General features: G+C 68.7%; 18 protein-coding genes. 12 read left to right on the plus strand and 6 right to left on the minus strand.

Annotated features, from left to right (window positions below; genetic code table 11):
• The first annotated feature begins 135 nt into the window (after positions 1-135).
• Positions 136-705: a GDSL-type esterase/lipase family protein gene (locus tag ACFVWR_RS14800; RefSeq protein WP_387213515.1), complete on the plus strand. Its 570-nt coding sequence runs from the start codon at positions 136-138 to the stop codon at positions 703-705.
• On the opposite strand, the gene ACFVWR_RS14805 is transcribed toward ACFVWR_RS14800, so the two are convergent.
• Positions 683-1,243, minus strand: coding sequence for an O-acetyl-ADP-ribose deacetylase (locus ACFVWR_RS14805; RefSeq protein ID WP_387213518.1), 561 nt, complete (start codon positions 1,241-1,243; stop codon positions 683-685). The two genes, ACFVWR_RS14800 and ACFVWR_RS14805, sit on opposite strands and share 23 nt — an antisense overlap.
• A 2-nt stretch (positions 1,244-1,245) precedes the next feature.
• The gene (locus ACFVWR_RS14810; protein WP_055892256.1) at positions 1,246-1,524 is read right to left on the minus strand and encodes a metal-sensitive transcriptional regulator; all 279 of its coding nucleotides are present in this window, start codon (positions 1,522-1,524) and stop codon (positions 1,246-1,248) included.
• A 61-nt stretch (positions 1,525-1,585) separates the two neighbouring features.
• Between ACFVWR_RS14810 and ACFVWR_RS14815 the strand changes: the two genes are divergently transcribed.
• The 5 genes from ACFVWR_RS14815 to ACFVWR_RS14835 all read left to right on the plus strand — a co-directional run bounded on the left by ACFVWR_RS14815 (position 1,586) and on the right by ACFVWR_RS14835 (position 7,487).
• Positions 1,586-1,810 (plus strand): heavy-metal-associated domain-containing protein, encoded by a 225-nt coding sequence (locus ACFVWR_RS14815; RefSeq protein WP_387213521.1) that lies wholly within the window; start codon positions 1,586-1,588, stop codon positions 1,808-1,810.
• The gene (locus ACFVWR_RS14820) at positions 1,807-4,059 is read left to right on the plus strand and encodes a heavy metal translocating P-type ATPase (protein WP_387213524.1); all 2,253 of its coding nucleotides are present in this window, start codon (positions 1,807-1,809) and stop codon (positions 4,057-4,059) included. The genes ACFVWR_RS14815 and ACFVWR_RS14820 overlap by 4 nt, the downstream gene beginning before the upstream one ends.
• A 178-nt stretch (positions 4,060-4,237) precedes the next feature.
• Entirely contained in the window at positions 4,238-4,663 is a 426-nt protein-coding gene (locus ACFVWR_RS14825) for an RbsD/FucU domain-containing protein (RefSeq protein WP_387213527.1), read from the plus strand.
• A gap of 108 nt (positions 4,664-4,771) precedes the next feature.
• Positions 4,772-5,116, plus strand: coding sequence for a DUF6804 family protein (locus ACFVWR_RS14830; protein WP_387213530.1), 345 nt, complete (start codon positions 4,772-4,774; stop codon positions 5,114-5,116).
• Positions 5,117-5,318: 202 nt separating this feature from the next.
• Entirely contained in the window at positions 5,319-7,487 is a 2,169-nt protein-coding gene (locus ACFVWR_RS14835; protein WP_387213532.1) for a DEAD/DEAH box helicase, read from the plus strand.
• Between the two features lie 61 nt (positions 7,488-7,548).
• On the opposite strand, the gene ACFVWR_RS14840 is transcribed toward ACFVWR_RS14835, so the two are convergent.
• Positions 7,549-7,752 carry a hypothetical protein gene (locus ACFVWR_RS14840; RefSeq protein WP_387213535.1) on the minus strand — a complete coding sequence of 68 codons (204 nt, stop codon included), beginning with the start codon at positions 7,750-7,752 and terminating at the stop codon, positions 7,549-7,551.
• Between the two features lie 51 nt (positions 7,753-7,803).
• Positions 7,804-8,196: a DUF3224 domain-containing protein gene (locus ACFVWR_RS14845; RefSeq protein ID WP_387213538.1), complete on the minus strand. Its 393-nt coding sequence runs from the start codon at positions 8,194-8,196 to the stop codon at positions 7,804-7,806.
• A gap of 76 nt (positions 8,197-8,272) precedes the next feature.
• Between ACFVWR_RS14845 and ACFVWR_RS14850 the strand changes: the two genes are divergently transcribed.
• The 5 genes from ACFVWR_RS14850 to ACFVWR_RS14870 all read left to right on the plus strand — a co-directional run bounded on the left by ACFVWR_RS14850 (position 8,273) and on the right by ACFVWR_RS14870 (position 12,144).
• Positions 8,273-8,884 carry a CYTH domain-containing protein gene (locus ACFVWR_RS14850; protein ID WP_387213541.1) on the plus strand — a complete coding sequence of 204 codons (612 nt, stop codon included), beginning with the start codon at positions 8,273-8,275 and terminating at the stop codon, positions 8,882-8,884.
• 114 nt (positions 8,885-8,998) lie between these two features.
• Positions 8,999-10,027, plus strand: coding sequence for a 6-phosphofructokinase (locus ACFVWR_RS14855; protein WP_387213544.1), 1,029 nt, complete (start codon positions 8,999-9,001; stop codon positions 10,025-10,027).
• A gap of 71 nt (positions 10,028-10,098) precedes the next feature.
• Entirely contained in the window at positions 10,099-11,022 is a 924-nt protein-coding gene (locus ACFVWR_RS14860; RefSeq protein ID WP_387213546.1) for an NADP-dependent oxidoreductase, read from the plus strand.
• A 239-nt stretch (positions 11,023-11,261) separates the two neighbouring features.
• A complete protein-coding gene (locus tag ACFVWR_RS14865) occupies positions 11,262-11,669 on the plus strand; it encodes a hypothetical protein (RefSeq protein ID WP_387213549.1) in 408 nt (135 codons plus the stop codon).
• Positions 11,670-11,730: 61 nt separating this feature from the next.
• Positions 11,731-12,144, plus strand: a complete 414-nt coding sequence (locus tag ACFVWR_RS14870) for a DUF1622 domain-containing protein (protein ID WP_387213552.1) — start codon at positions 11,731-11,733, stop codon at positions 12,142-12,144.
• Positions 12,145-12,156: 12 nt separating this feature from the next.
• On the opposite strand, the gene ACFVWR_RS14875 is transcribed toward ACFVWR_RS14870, so the two are convergent.
• The gene (locus ACFVWR_RS14875; RefSeq protein WP_387213555.1) at positions 12,157-12,549 is read right to left on the minus strand and encodes a DUF5997 family protein; all 393 of its coding nucleotides are present in this window, start codon (positions 12,547-12,549) and stop codon (positions 12,157-12,159) included.
• 43 nt (positions 12,550-12,592) lie between these two features.
• Between ACFVWR_RS14875 and ACFVWR_RS14880 the strand changes: the two genes are divergently transcribed.
• Positions 12,593-13,288: a LysR family substrate-binding domain-containing protein gene (locus ACFVWR_RS14880; protein ID WP_387213558.1), complete on the plus strand. Its 696-nt coding sequence runs from the start codon at positions 12,593-12,595 to the stop codon at positions 13,286-13,288.
• Here the strand turns inward: ACFVWR_RS14880 and ACFVWR_RS14885 are convergent.
• Entirely contained in the window at positions 13,257-15,254 is a 1,998-nt protein-coding gene (locus ACFVWR_RS14885; protein WP_387213561.1) for an amino acid transporter, read from the minus strand. The genes ACFVWR_RS14880 and ACFVWR_RS14885 overlap by 32 nt on opposite strands.
• Between the last annotated feature and the right edge of the window lie 33 nt (positions 15,255-15,287).

Genomic DNA, 15,287 nt, shown 5'->3' on the forward strand with positions numbered 1-15,287 from the left:
CGAGGGGTCCCGACACGCCGTCTCCTGCCTCACGGTGACGGCGAGTCGGGACCCCTCGTCGACGTCGTGCGGGCGCGCGCACTGGCGCGAGGGAGCATCCCGGGGGAGGATGGGGGCAGAACTTGAGGAGGTGCGATGTCGGATTCGGGACCGACGGCCCTCGTCGGAGACAGTCTCGTGCAAGGCGGAGACTGGCAGGCGTGGCTACCAGAAGAGACCATTTACAACTTCGGGGTGGGGGGAGACACCACCGACGATGTGATAGCGCGGCTCGGGGATGTGATCAGCGCGCGCCCGGCGATCGTCGTGCTGCTGATCGGCACGAACGACCTGGCGTGGCGACGTTCGGTGGAGCACGTGGTCCGCAACGTCGAGACCATTCTGGTCACCATCCGGCGAGAGCTCCCCGACACCCGCATCCTGGTGGAGTCGGTGCTGCCGCGCGGGCACGAGTTCGCCGAGCAGTTGCGCGACATCAACCGGCACCTCTGGCAGTTCGCTCCGACGGTGCACGCGCAGTGGCTCGACCTCTGGCCGGCGCTCGCGCTCGACGACGGCGAGCTGAACCCCGCATACAGCGAAGACAGGCTTCATCTGAACGAGGCCGGCTACCGGGCCTGGGTGGACGAGCTAGCGCCGGCGCTCGAACGCCTGCGTCAGCTTCCTCCGTCGAGCCGGGCGATCACCCTTCCCGACCTGGGCTAGCGCCGTCGGGCTCCTCGCCGGCCGCGGAACGGAAAGCCGCCAGCGCTTCGTCGGAGAACAGCACGAAACGCACACGCTCGACCGGGCCGAGGGATGCGGCGAGCACGGCACGCACGGTGCTCACGGCGATGCGCGCGGCGTCGTCCATCGGCCAGCCGTACACACCGGCTGAGATGGCCGGGAAGGCGACGCTCGTCGCGCCGAGCTCCCGAGCCACGCGCAGCGACGAGCGGTAGGCGTTCTGGAGCAGCGGTGTCCTGTCTTCGGTGGCCGACCAGACGGGCCCCACGGTGTGGATGACCCACTCGGCCGGCAGATCGCCGGCCGTCGTGGCCACCGCCTGGCCGGTCGGCAGCCCGTCAGGCAGCGTGGTCGCGCGCAGTTCGCGGGTTGCCGCGAGGATGGCGGGGCCTCCCGCGCGGTGGATGGCGCCGTCGACCCCGCCACCGCCGAGCAGTGAGTTGTTGGCCGCGTTGACGATCGCGTCGACGCGCTCGCCGGTGATGTCGCCTCGGACGATCTCGATGACGTCGTCCACGGTCAGCCCCGGTTGTTGGAGAGCTCGTAGACCTTCAGCAGTTCGACGATCGCATCGTCGCGCTGACTGCCGCCTTCTTCGAACATCTCGGAGACGTGGGTCTTCAGGTGGTTCTCGACGAGCAGCTTGTTGAGGGAGCCGAGCGACTTCTGGATGGCGAGCGACTGCGTGATGATGTCGATGCAGTAGTCCTCGTTCTCGATCATCTTCTCCAGGCCTCTCAACTGGCCTTCGAGGATGCGCGTGCGGTGCATGGCGCGTTTCTTGATGTCTGCGATCACCTCTCAAGGATAACCCGGCGATCCCACATACCCCTATGGGGTATGTGCTAGCGTGGGACCCATGGAGAAGATCTACGACATCCAGGGCATGACCTGCGCGCACTGCGCCCACGCCGTCACCGAAGAGCTCGAGGCCGTCGACGGCGTGACCGCCGTGTCGGTCGACGTGGCCGCCGGCACGGCCACCGTGACCAGCGCCGCTGCGCTCGAGGAGGCGGAGGTGCGTGCCGCCGTCGAGGAGGCGGGCTACGTGCTCGCCCGGCCGGGAATGCTTCCGCTGGCATGAGCGACACCACCGGCTCGGTCCAGCTCGACCTCGCGATCGAGGGGATGACCTGCGCCAGCTGCGTCGCCCGCGTCGAGAAGCGTCTGGGTCGTCTCGAGGGCGTCACGGCGAGCGTCAACCTCGCCACCGAGCGCGCTCGGGTCAGTCATCCCGCAGGCCTCGACCCTGCGGCTCTGGTCGCCGAGGTGCAGCGGGCGGGATACGGCGCGCACGTGATCGAACCGGAGGCAGTGGCAGGCGCACGACAGGACGCATCCGGCGACCCGCGCGGGCTTCGCGCCCGACTCATCGGAAGTGCAGCGCTGACCGTGCCGATCGTGCTCATCTCGATGGTGCCGGCGTGGCAGTTCTGGGGATGGCAGTGGGTGTCGCTCGCGCTGGCCACTCCGGCGGTGCTGTGGGGCGGCTGGCCGTTCCACCGCGCGACGATGGTCAACCTGCGTCACGGCGCCACGACCATGGACACCCTCGTCACGCTCGGTACCGCTGCCGCGTACCTGTGGTCGCTCTGGGCGCTCGTGTTCGGCACGGCCGGTGAGCTGGGGATGCGCCACCCGTTCTCGCTGCTGAGCGAGCCGGGATCGGCATCCGGGAGCATCTACTTCGAGGTCGCCGCGGTCGTGACGACCTTCCTCCTGCTCGGCAAGGTGGTGGAGGAGCGGTCGAAGCGTCGCGCCGGCGCCGCTCTGCGCTCGCTGCTCGAGGCGGGCGCCAAGGATGTGGCCAGGCTCGATGCGCGAGGTGGCGAAGAACGCGTTCCCGTGGCGGCACTCATGGTCGGAGACCGGTTCGTCGTGCGCCCCGGTGAGCGGATCGCGGCCGACGGCGCCGTCGACGACGGCGGCGCCGCCGTCGACACCAGTGCGATGACGGGGGAGTCGGTGCCGCGAGAGGTCTCCGCGGGCGACGACGTGTCGGCGGGCACGATCGTGCACGGTGGCGCCATCGTCGTGCGCGCGACCCGGGTGGGCGGCGACACGCAGCTCGCGCGCATGGCCACGCTGGTCGAAGAAGCGCAGCTCGGGAAGGCCGACATCCAGCGGCTCGCCGACCGGATCTCCGGCGTGTTCGTCCCCATCGTCATCGCGCTCGCCATCGCCACCTTCGTCGGCTGGCTGCTCGCCGGAGGCGGCACGGCGACCGCCGTCACGGCGGCTGTCGCCGTGCTGATCGTCGCGTGCCCGTGCGCGCTCGGGCTCGCGACGCCGACCGCGCTGGTCGTCGGCACGGGGCGCGCGGCACAGCTCGGCATCCTCATCACCGGGCCCGAGGTGCTCGAACGCAGCGGACGCATCGACACGGTGATCTTCGACAAGACGGGAACGCTCACGACCGGCGTCATGACGGTCACCGGGGTCACGGCCGCCGACGGCTGGCGGAGGGCCGACGTGCTCGCGCTGGCGGGCGCTCTCGAACGCGGCTCCGAGCATCCCATCGGCGTGGCCGTCGTGCGAGCAGCCGAGGCGGAGGGGTGCGTCCTACCAAGCGTCTCCGGCTTCCGCGCGATCGCCGGATCGGGCGTGACGGGTTCGGTCGACGACCGCTCGGTCGCGGTGGGACGCGCGGGGGACGCGACCGACCTCGCGAGGGAGACGGATGGGCTGGCCGAGGCGATCGACGAGGCCCGGGCGTCCGGCTCGACGGCGGTACTGGTGACCGTCGACGGCCGCTCCGCCGGCGTGCTCGTGATCTCCGACCCGCTCCGCGTCGAGTCCGCGCCCGCGATCGCCCGCGTTCGGGCCCTCGGGTTGGAGCCCGTCGTGCTGAGCGGCGATCACCAGGCCACCGTGAACGCGGTGGTCGCCCCGCTGGGCGTTCGCACCGTGATCGGCGGGGTCGACCCGGTCGGCAAGGCGGATGCGGTGCGCAGCCTTCAGGCGTCGGGCCGGCGCGTGGCGATGGTCGGCGACGGCGTGAACGACGCCGCAGCCCTCGCCCAGGCCGATCTCGGAATCGCGATGGGCTCGGGCTCCGACGTGGCGATCGAGGCGGGTGACCTGACCCTGCTGAGGTCGGACCCGCTGCTGGTGGCGGATGCGATCCGCCTCTCTCGCAAGACGCTCGGGGTGATCCGCGGCAACCTGTTCTGGGCTTTCGCCTACAACGTCGCGGCTCTGCCGATCGCCGCCTTCGGGCTGCTCAACCCGATGATCGCGGGCGCAGCGATGGCATTCTCCAGTGTGTTCGTCGTTCTGAACAGCCTTCGGCTCAGGAATTTCGGGAGAGCCGGCTCGCGCGGTCGCGCGTAACGCAGCGTCATATCCATCCCGTGAACGGGGCTTTAACACAGGGTTTGCGCCCGTGATCCACGACGCGTCGGCGTGCCGAATCGCACCCCCCTGAAAGGGGGGTGGGGGAGGACATACCGGTGGGTCTATCCTCCACGTAGGGGTTGAGAAATATTCGTTTTACAGGAAAGGCCCGACTTTGCTGAAGAACCTCAGCCCGCTGCTGTCCGGCGCGCTTTTAAGCGCGCTCGATTCCATGGACGATGGCGACATGCTTACCCTTGTCGGCAGCGGCTATCCAGTGCAAGAAATAGTTTCACCCGTCATTCATCTCGGAGAGGTGAGCACGGAGGCCGCGGCAGACGCGATCCTCAGTGTTCTCCCTCTCGACAACGCAGACCCGTCGCCGATCAAGTTCCTCGATCTCGGCGGAGAACCGTACGATGTCCCAGACGTCGCTTTCGCAGTGAACGGCATCGCGTCCGATGCCGAACTCCGCCGCGTCGCGATGACACGTCTGGAGCTCGACGATTTCGTCGCGCTCGCCCGCCAGTCCGTGGTCACCGTCCGTGTGGGGTCCGACGCCCCGCCGTGCGCTTTCCTGCTGCGGAAAGGCTCCTGCTGAATCACAGTTCGACCGTCGTCGCGCCCGTGGAGGTCTCGCACGGGCGCGGCGGTGTCGGTCCGGCGGCGGCATCCGCCTCGCCTCGCCACTGACGTAGACTCGACTCTCGTGTCCCGACCCGTCAGCCAGCAGCCCGCGTTCAACCGCACGGCGCTCGCGCCGGGCATTCTGGGCGCGATCGTGCTGATCGCCGGTCTCGCCCTGATCGGCGGCGAGTGGTACCTCTACGTCGAGTACGCCACGGCCATCCTCGCGCTCATCCTGTGCGTGTTCGCCGGACAGGCGAAGCAGTGGTGGTGGTTCATCGGACTCGTGCCGATCGCGGTGATCTGGAACCCGGTGTGGCCCCTCGGCATCGATGACGCGGTGCTTCGCGGGCTGCACATCGCAGGCGCCGTGGTCTTCATCGCGGTCGCCGTCAACGTCAAGGTGCCGAACGAGCAACGCCGATAGCGCACCGGATGTGGCCCGCGGGCCCTCCTTCGCGTAAACTGTGCGTGTGCCTCAGCTCTGCGGCACACGCACGTCGGCGTACAGCATCCGGATTCTGCATCCGGGTCGCCACGTCGAATCTCTCTCACGTCTACCGGCGTCCCGCCCTTCGCGGCCGTGACGCACGCGGTCCACTCGCGACCGCCGGCTCCTCTGGAGGACCATGTCCCGTTCTGGTCAGCGCACCAGCTCTTCGCGCCCGCAGCAACAGCGTCGCACCCGCCACGCGAACAATGACGGGCTCATCCCTGTTCTCGCCCGCAAGGTGCGCGAGGTGGAGGCCAAGGCCACCGACGGCAAGAAGCTCGGGCCGACCAACCGAACGAAGTTCCAGGTGATCGCGTTCCTCATGCGCGAGGAGCGCGCCCGCGCCAAGTCGGACTCGGAGCTGAGCGACGCCGCTCGCGCCGAGCAGCTGAAGCGGCTCGACGGCATCGCGACCATCCTCGCCAAGACCGCCGCCCGCGACACCTCGCTGATCGCGCTGCTAGAGAGCGAGTCGCCGCCGACGGCGACCGCCCAGAAGATGCGCCGTGACTGGCTTCTGGAATCGGGCACCGAACTGAGCCCGGACGACCTCATCATCACCGTCGAGCGCCCGATCGCCAAGCAGGACAGCGTGATCACGCCCGAGCTCGCCGAGAAGCAGGTCATCCCGCAGTCGGTTCGGGCCCGTCAGCTCTCGAACCCGTTCCTCGCGCCCGACTTCTCCAAACTGACGCCGCAGCCCGAGGCTCCCCGCCGGCGCCTCGACTCGTGGGAGCTGCTCGGCCCCCTGTTCAAATCGTTCGAGTACGGCGCGGGGGGCCAGGCGGCCAGCATGGAACTGCCTCCGGCTCCGGCCATCGACAGGTATTCCCCTCCCGGCATGGAACTCATGCACCACCAGGCACGCTTCATCGAGAGCGCCAGGCTCGGCCACCGCCAGTTCCTGCTCGCCGACGAGCCCGGTCTCGGAAAGACGGCCCAGTCCATCCTCGCGGCCTCCGTCGCGGGGGCGTGGCCCTTGCTCGCCGTCGTGCCGAACGTCGTCAAGATGAACTGGGCGCGCGAGGTCGAGCTCTGGGCACCCGGCCGCCGGGCCACGGTCATCGACGGAGACGGCGAGGGACTCGACGCGTTCGCGGATGTGGTGATCGTCAACTACGAGGTGCTCGACCGGCACCTCGCCTGGCTCAGCACCCTCGGCTTCAAAGGCATGGTGGTCGACGAGGCTCACTTCATCAAGAACCTGCACTCCCAACGCTCGAAGTATGTGCTCGGGCTCGCGGACGCGATCCGCAAGACCGGCGATCCGCTGCTCATCGCCCTGACCGGCACCCCGCTCATCAACGACATCGACGACTTCAAGGCGATCTGGCAGTTCCTCGGCTGGATCGACGGGGACAGGCCGACGCCCGAGCTCATGCAGCGGCTGGAGGAGACCGAGCTGACCCCGGCCGACTTCGGCTTCTACGCCGCAGCGCGCGAAGCCGTCATCGACATGGGCATCGTGCGCCGCCGCAAACTCGACGTCGCCGCCGACCTGCCCAGCCGTCGCGTGGTCGACCTGCCGGTCGAACTCGACGACGACCTCGGCCGCTCGGTGCGCCAGGCCGAGCACGAGCTCGCCACCCGCCTCGTGGCGCGGTTCAACCGCGCTTCCGCGGCTGGACGGCCCGACAGCTTCGACGGCGACGACGAAGCGCACCGCGACCACCTCATCCGTCTGGTCGCCCAGTCGGAGCTCGAAGAGGCGAAGTCGTCGAAGTCCGGCGACAACGTGTTCACTATGGTGCGCAAGATCGGTCAGGCCAAGGCGAACCTCGCCAGCGACTACGCCGCCCAGCTGGCGCGGTCTGTCGGCAAGGTCGTGTTCTTCGCGAAGCACATCGACGTCATGGATGCGGCCGAGGCCCACTTCGCAGCCCGCGATCTGAAGACCGTGTCGATCCGCGGCGACCAGAGTGCCCTCGCCCGCCAGAAGGAGATCGACGCGTTCAACAACGATCCCGAGGTGTCGGTGGTCGTCGCATCCCTCACCGCCGCCGGCGTCGGGCTCAACCTGCAGGCTGCGTCCAACGTCGTGCTCGCGGAGCTGTCGTGGACGGCGGCCGAGCAGACGCAGGCCATCGACCGTGTGCACCGCATCGGGCAGGAGGAGCCGGTCACCGCGTGGCGCATCATCGCCGCACAGACGATCGACTCGAAGATCGCAGAGCTCATCGACGCCAAGCAGGGTCTCGCCGCGCGTGCCCTCGACGGTTCCGACGTCGAGGTCGGCTCGGCCGACTCGGTGCAGCTGGATGCGCTCATCCACCTGCTCACGGAGGCGCTCGACCAGGGACTCTGAACCGGCTGGGCGCCGGGGCATCCCGGCGTCTAGTCGCCTCGTCGCCTCGTCGCCCGGTCGCTCAGAGGATCTCGGCGTCGTCGGGGTCGATGGGCACGCGACGTTCGTCGTCGGGCACCGGTGCGTCGTCGTCCAGCTCGTCTTCGTTCACGGGCAGGTCGTCTTCGTCGTGCAAGGTGGGCGCCGGTTCATAGCCGGTGTCCTGCGTCTCGACGAACTCGTCCAGGTCATCGTCGCCGTCGCGACGGGGGTCGCTTGCGTTCATGCTGCGAGGGTACGCCTGCCGGGCCCCGCCCGCGAGGTCGAGGTCGGTGTGTCAGCCCGCGGTGAACGCGAGGAACGGGCCCTCCTCGTCGTGGACGATGCGCGCGGGCCCGCCGAAGTCCGCGAAGTCGCCGGTGCCGGTTCCCGGGATGATCCACCCGAACGCGGAGTCGTCGCTCGGGTGCTGCAAGGCGCCGTGGTGCACCGTGAAGGATCCGGTGCGCCCGTCGTCGATGGTGCCCGTGACCCGCTCGGCCGCGAGATATCCGCGACTCTCCTCGGTGCCGGAGGAGAGGAAGTGCGCGACGGATTCGCCGACGAGGCCCGAGGTGTAGCTCTTGCGCATCACCACCGCGCCCACCCAGTCGCCGTCGATCCCGGCGAGGTCCGCGGGCTCCCACCCGGTGATGGCGAAGCGGGCGGTGATGGTCTCGGAGTCGGTCATGCCCCCAAACCTAGGGCGGCGTGCGGCACCGGTCTTGTAATTTCGCGACAGGGCGTGTTTGGACTAGACAAGGGTGATGCATCTGACCCAGACCGAGATCGAACGCAAGTACGACGTCGATGAGACCGTCGCTCCGCCGCGGCTCGTGGGCGCAGGCGCCGTCGCGATCGAGAGCGAACCGGCGACCGCAGACCTCGTGGCTCTGTATCTGGACACTCCTGATCTCGCGCTCGCCCGACAGAAGGTCGCCGTGCGAGTTCGCCGTGGCGGCGCCGATGAGGGCTGGCACGTGAAGCTGCCGGGCGACGAGGGCCGCACCGAACTGCACTGGCCCCTCGGTGACGACGACGTGCCGCCCGCCGAGCTGCTCCAGACGCTGCGAGAGAAGATCGGGGATGCGCGCCTTCAGCCGATCGCGCGCGTCACCAACCGGCGCACGACGACGATCCTGCAGGACGCCGCCCGCTTCGCCATCGCCGAGCTCTGCGACGATCACGTGAGCAGCGAGAACCTGCGCGACGGTGGAGTCCGCTCGTGGCGCGAGTGGGAGGTGGAGCTCCTCGGCGGCGCTCCCGACACGCGCGCCGCGCGAACCGCCCTGCTCGACGAGATCGAGACGCGCCTGGTGGCCGCCGGCGCGGCGCCGTCGGCGAGCTCCTCCAAGCTCGCGCGTGCGCTCGGGCTCTGAGCGCGAGACTGGTGGTGCGGCCGGCGGGCCGACCGCAGGAGCCGAAGGCGTTTTGGCGCTGTGGGTGAGCGTCGGGCATTATTCACACGTAGGCACAACATCCCAGGGAGCAGCATGAAGATCGGCATCCTCACCAGCGGCGGCGACTGTCCAGGACTGAACGCGGTCATCCGCGGCGCTGTCCTGAAGGGCGACCGCGTGTTCGGTTCGGAGTTCGCCGGCTTCCGGTACGGCTGGCGCGGCGTCGTCGAGGGCGACATCATGCCGCTCGATCGGCACAGCGTTCGCGGCTTGTCCCGACAGGGCGGCACCATCTTGGGCTCGAGCCGCACCAACCCGTTCGAGGGCGACAAGGGCGGCCCCGAGAACATCCAGCGCATGATGGACCAGCACGGCATCGACGCGATCATCGCCATCGGGGGAGAGGGCACCCTGACGGCGGCGCGGCGGTTGACGGATGCGGGCATCAAGATCGTCGGCGTGCCGAAGACGATCGACAACGACCTGGCCGCCACCGACTACTCGTTCGGCTTCGACACCGCCGTCGAGATCGCCACCGAGGCCATCGACCGGCTGCGCACCACCGCCGAGTCCCACCAGCGCTGCATGGTCGTCGAGGTCATGGGGCGGCACGTCGGGTGGATCGCGCTGCACTCCGGCATGGCAGGCGGCGCACACGCCATCCTCATCCCCGAGCAGCCGCAGTCGATCGAACAGGTCGTCGAATGGGTGGAGTCGGTGCGCGACCGCGGCCGCGCACCGGTGCTCGTCGTCTCCGAGGGCTTCCACCTCGACACCATGGAGGAGGCTCACTCGCACAAGGGCCTCGACGCGTTCAACCGTCCCCGGTTGGGCGGCATCGGCGAGATGCTCGCCCCGATGATCGAGGAGCGCACGGGCATCGAGTCGCGCGCCACCGTTCTCGGTCACATGCAGCGCGGCGGTGTTCCGAGCGCGTACGACCGCGTGCTCGCGACGCGCCTCGGCATGGCCGCGATCGACGCCGTCTACGAGGGACGCTGGGGGTCCATGGTCTCTCTGCGCGGCACGGATGTGGTCAACGTCTCCATCGCCGACGCGACAGGCGGACTGAAGACCGTGCCTCAGGCGCGCTACGACGAAGCGGCCCTGCTCTTCGGCTGACCCTTCCCGGCCGGCCCCCGCGCGGCACAGGCCGCAGGACTAAGCTCTCCGCACAGACGGAAGGAGCTTCAGTGCCAAGAGTCGTTCAATTCGACGAATTCGGGTCGCGTGACTACCTCCGGGTGGTCGACAAGCCGAAGCCGTGGCCCGGGCCGGGCCAGATCCTGGTGCGGGTGATGGCGGCCGGGCTCAACCTGCTCGACGCCAAGGTCTACCGCGACGAGAAGGTCGCTGCGCGGGTCGGTGTCACCGTGCCGAGCGGCACGGGCCAGGAGTTCGCCGGGTTCGTCGAAGAGGTCGGTGAGGGCGTGACGACGTTCAGCGTGGGAGAGGCCGTCTTCGGCACCGCGCCGTACGCGTCGATCGCCGACTTCGCGGTCGCCGCGGAAGGCGCCGTGTTCCACAAGCCGGACGCCTTGACCTTCGAGGTCGCCGGGTCGCTGACGATCGCCGGGCGCACCGCCATGGCGAGCGTCGCATCCCTCGGCCTCACCGAGAACGACACGGTGCTGGTGAGCGCTGCCGCCGGTGGCGTCGGGGTGCTCGCCGCCCAGCTCGCCGTGCGTGCCGGAGCGACGGTGATCGCCACGGCCAGCGAGCCGAACCACGACTACCTGGAGACGCTCGGCCTGATTCCGGTCGCGTACGGCGACGGGCTGGCGGATCGCGTGCGCGAAGTTCTCGACGACGGCGACACCGTGACGGCGGTGCTCGACAATCACGGGTCGGACACCATCGAGGCGGCCATCGAGTTGGGCGTTCCCGTCGAGCGGATCAACACGATCGCGGCGTACGGTCCGGAGGCTCACGGAGCGACATCGGTCGGCGGCGCGAACGCCACCGGTGACGACGTCGAGGAGATCGCCCGGCTGCTCGCTGAGAACGAGCTCGTGCTGCCCATCGATTCGATCTACCCGATCGAGCGCGTCGGGGAGGCGTACGGCCGTCTCGAGGCCGGCCACCTGCGCGGCAAGATCGTGATCGTCACCGAGTAGCGGCCACCCCTAGCCCCCCAAAAAAGAAGCAATCGACTACAGGAAGAACGCTTCCACCCGGTCTGTTGGGGAGCGATCTTCCTGTAGTCGATTGCGTTGGAGAGGCGGGGCGCGACGATCGCGCCGGCTGCCCAGGGATCGCGCGTAGACTCGCGACAGTTCGACCGAGGAGGTTTCATGAGGGTCACCGACACGCTCCGACACAGCCCGACCGACGGCGCCGGTACGCCGTTCGGCGCATGATCTCGGACGCGCTGGCGCGCGAGCTGCGCGCGGCCGGACTGCGGTGGCAGCCGGAATCGGGGGACACGTTCGCGATCGATCGCGACGAGCTGGCGGGCGACAGGTTCACGGTCAGCGAGATGACGATCGAGCCGCATCGGTTCGACACCGGCACCATTCTGGGGTTCAACGGCACGACGGAATGGGCGCTCGACTCGCTCGCCGTCGAGGACGCGCTGTGGATTCCTCGCGAAGACCAGCTGCGGGAGTTGCTCGGCGGTTCGTTCCGTCACCTCGCGCGCACGCCCGACGGCTATCGCGTGACGATCGAGCTGGGCGGCGACGACCGGATGTTCGAGCACGAAGACGCTGCAAGCGCCTACGCCCGTGCCCTCCTGTCGCTGATCGGCGCCTCCGTTCTCTAGCCCGGCGAGCATCCCGGGCGTCGCACCGTGGGCGGCGCACCGGCGTGTGGGAGCATGAGGCATGTTCGGTCACGAGTTCTTCGACGCTGTCGCCGTCGCCTTCGAGGTGGTCGGTGTGTCGGCGATGGTCATCGGCTTCATCGTGGCGGTCGGCATCACGTTACGGACCTGGGCGAAGACTCGCAGCGGTGCGACGGCGTTCCGCACGCTCCGGGAGACGTTCGGCGGCGTGATCCTGCTCGGGCTCGAAGTGCTGGTCGCCGCGGACCTCGTGAAGACGGTGACGTCGACCCCGTCGCTGACCGACGCGCTCGTGCTGGCCTTGATCGTGCTCATCCGCACCGTGCTCAGCTTCTCGCTGCAGGTGGAGATCGACGGCGTCGCGCCGTGGCGTCGCGCGCTCGTCACCGGCCCCGAGGTGCTGGCGCGGGCCGCTGCGCGCTCGGGAGACGGATCTCAGCCGAACGCGGGCTGAGCGCGGGGAAGGTCAGGCGTTGCGAGCGGCGCGTTCGGCGTTGCGAGCCTTGACGCGAGCGTTCTCGGCGTGCACTTCGGCCTGCGTGGCGCGCTCGGCGACGAGCCACCCCGGGGGCGCCGTCAGCAGCTCTTTGATCTCGGCCGTGGTCAGAGCATCGTCGACGCCGGCGCGGGCCAAGCCGCTGATCGACACGCCGAGCTTGTGGGCGACCACGTCGCGCGGATGCGGGCCGTCGGCACGAAGCGTGGTCAGCCACTCGGGCGGCTGAGCCGTGAGCTCGGCGAGCTCGGTGCGCGTGATCTCGCGATCGCGGAACTCGTCGGGGGCTGCGGGGAGGTAGATCCCGAGCTTCTTGGCGGCCGTGGCCGCCTTCATCGTCTGGGGTTTCTTCTCCGTGCTCATAGCTCAAGGGTATCGTCCTTGCGGGTTCGATACCCTTACGAGCATGCCGTCCACCTTCACCATCGCGTTTCCGCTCGGCGTCACGATCGGAAAATGGACGCGCGCGTTCGAGCAGCGGCATCCGGATGTCGAGCTGAAGGTACTGCGCATGGAGCTCGCCGACCAGCGCGCGACGCTCGAGCGAGGTGACGCGGACATGGCGTTCGTGCGCGAGCCGATCGACGGAGACGGGCTGCACATCATCCCGCTCTATGAGGAGAACGTCGTCGTGGTCATGAACCACGAACACCTGCTCACGCTGGAGGAGAAGCTCCACACAGCCGACATCGCGGAGCAACCGCGTGTGGCAGGCGACGGCTCGGAGACGCAGTTCCGGCGGGTGGCCGAAGGCGTCGGCATCGCCGTGCTGCCGCAGTCCGTCGCCAAGGCCTTCCGGCGCAAGGACGTGACGGCCATGCTCCTTGAAGACGCCGAGACCAGTCGCATCTCCCTGGCCTGGCCCCGTGACTCGCAGCATCCGCTCGTCGACGAGTTCATCGGCATCGTGCGCGGACGGTCGGCCCACAGCTCACGCAACCCCGAGGTCGCGGCCGGCGAGGCGGCGAAACGCAAAGAGGGCGAGCGCAAGAAGGCGGAACGGCAGAAGGCCGCCCGTCAGGCTTCAGCCAGGGAGGCCGCCGCCAAACGGAAGAAGGCCGGCGGCCAGATCAGGAAACGTGCACGGCGGGGCGGCGCTTGACGTCTTTCTCGGCCTCACGCAGCACCTCGCGCGTGACCGGGGCGACCTCGCCCACTCCTGTGATGAGGAACCGGAACATGTTCGAGATCGGGTTGCCCTCCGTCCACTGGAAGTAGATCGACGGCACGACGCCCGTCACATCCCTGACCTCGAGCAGAACCGCGGCGATCGTGTTGGGCACGTTGCCGCTCTTCACCTGGAGCACGCGATAGCCGTGCTTGACGACGCCGTACACGACCAGGTCTTCTTCGAAGTCGGAGGAGTCCGACGGGTAGACCTCGACGAAGATCGTGCGTGAGCGCTGCGGGATGTGGGAGAACTTGCGCTCGTCTTTGTTCTTCTGCTCGTACTCCTTGCCGGTGTCGACGTCGGGCTCGTGCGAGATGATCCGGATCTCGCCCTCCTCCGCGTCTTCGAGCACGAAATCGAGGGCGGTGACGTCGAGGGTCACCGACGTGGCCCGCAGCTGGAACGAGCGACCGATGCGGGAGACGATGGAGATCACGAGGATGCCGATGATGAAGAGCGTCGCGATGCGCAGACCGTCGGGCCGCTCGATGACGTTCACGATCGTGGTGTAGACGAAGATCGCGGTGATGATCGCGAACGCGATCGTGCGCTTCCGCTGACGTTTGCGCTTCGCCGAGAGGGTCACGGCGAGGGATGCGGAGGTGATCAGCACCAGCACGCCTGTCGCGTATGCGCCGCCCTGCGCATCCACGCTCGCCTGGAAGACGATGGTGATCAGGAAGGCGATCGCCGTGAACACGAGCACCAGGGGCCGCACCGCGCGCGCCCACTGCGGGGCCATCCCGTAGCGCGGGAGATACCGCGGCACCAGGTTCAGCAGGCCGGCCATCGCCGACGCCCCCGCGAACCAGAGGATGAGGATGGTGCTGATGTCGTAGACCGTGCCGAAGATGTTGCCGAGGTATTGGTGGGCGAGGTAGGCGAGGGCCCGCCCGTTCGCCGAGCCGCCGGCCTCGAACTCCTTCTGCGGGATGAGCAGGGTCGTCGTGAAGCTCGACGTGATGAGGAAGACGCTCATGATCACGGCGGCGGTGGTGAGCAGCCGGTGGGCGCCCTTGATGCGACCCTCCGGCCTTGCCGGGTCGTCGTCGGGCCTGCCTTTGATCTGCGGCATGACGGCGACACCGGTCTCGAAGCCGGAGAGGCCGAGCGCCAGTTTCGGGAACACCAGCAGCGCGATGGCCACGACCATGATGGGATCGCCGTGCTGCGTATTGAGCGCCGCCCACCAGTCGGTGACGGCCGTCGGATGCTCGAACACCTCCACGATCGAGGTCGCGACGACCACGACGTTGAGGGCCAGATACACGGCGACCAGGATCACCGCGATTCCGATCGCCTCCCGGAACCCGCGGAGGAACACCGCGGCGAGCAAGGCGAGCAGTACGAGGGTGATGCCGATCTGATTGCCGTGGAACCATTCGGGCGTATACGGGTTCTCGATCGCGTGCGCCGAGGCGTCGGCCGCCGACAGCGTGATCGTGATCATGAAGTCGGTGGCGGCGAACCCCAGCAGCACCAGCACGAAAAGCTTGCCCGCCCACCAGGGCAGCAGCCGTTCGAGCATGGCGATCGACCCGGACCCTTTGAAGCTCTCGCGCGCGACTCTGCGGTACACGGGGAGGGCGCCGAGAAGCGTCAGCGCCACGAGCACCAGCGTGGCGAACGGCGAGACGACGCCGGCGGCCAGGGCGGCGATGGCCGGCTGGTAGCCCAGGGTCGAGAAGTAGTCGACGCCGGTGAGGCACATGACCTGCCACCAGGTGTGGGTGTGCTCAGGGCTCCGGCCGTGGGGCCCTTGCTGGGTGCCCGTCTCGTCGACGAGACCCGACAGCAGCCAGTGCCGGAATCGCCCGCCCTTCGCCGGTCGAGGCAGCTGATGGGTCTGACCGGGAACGGGTCTCTCGGGTGCCTGCTCGGCGGGAGTGCTGGACATCGGGATCCTTCGTCGGCCGGCTGCTAATGAGGT

It is taken from the genome of Leifsonia sp. NPDC058292, from assembly GCF_042880955.1.
GTDB lineage: Bacteria > Actinomycetota > Actinomycetes > Actinomycetales > Microbacteriaceae > Leifsonia.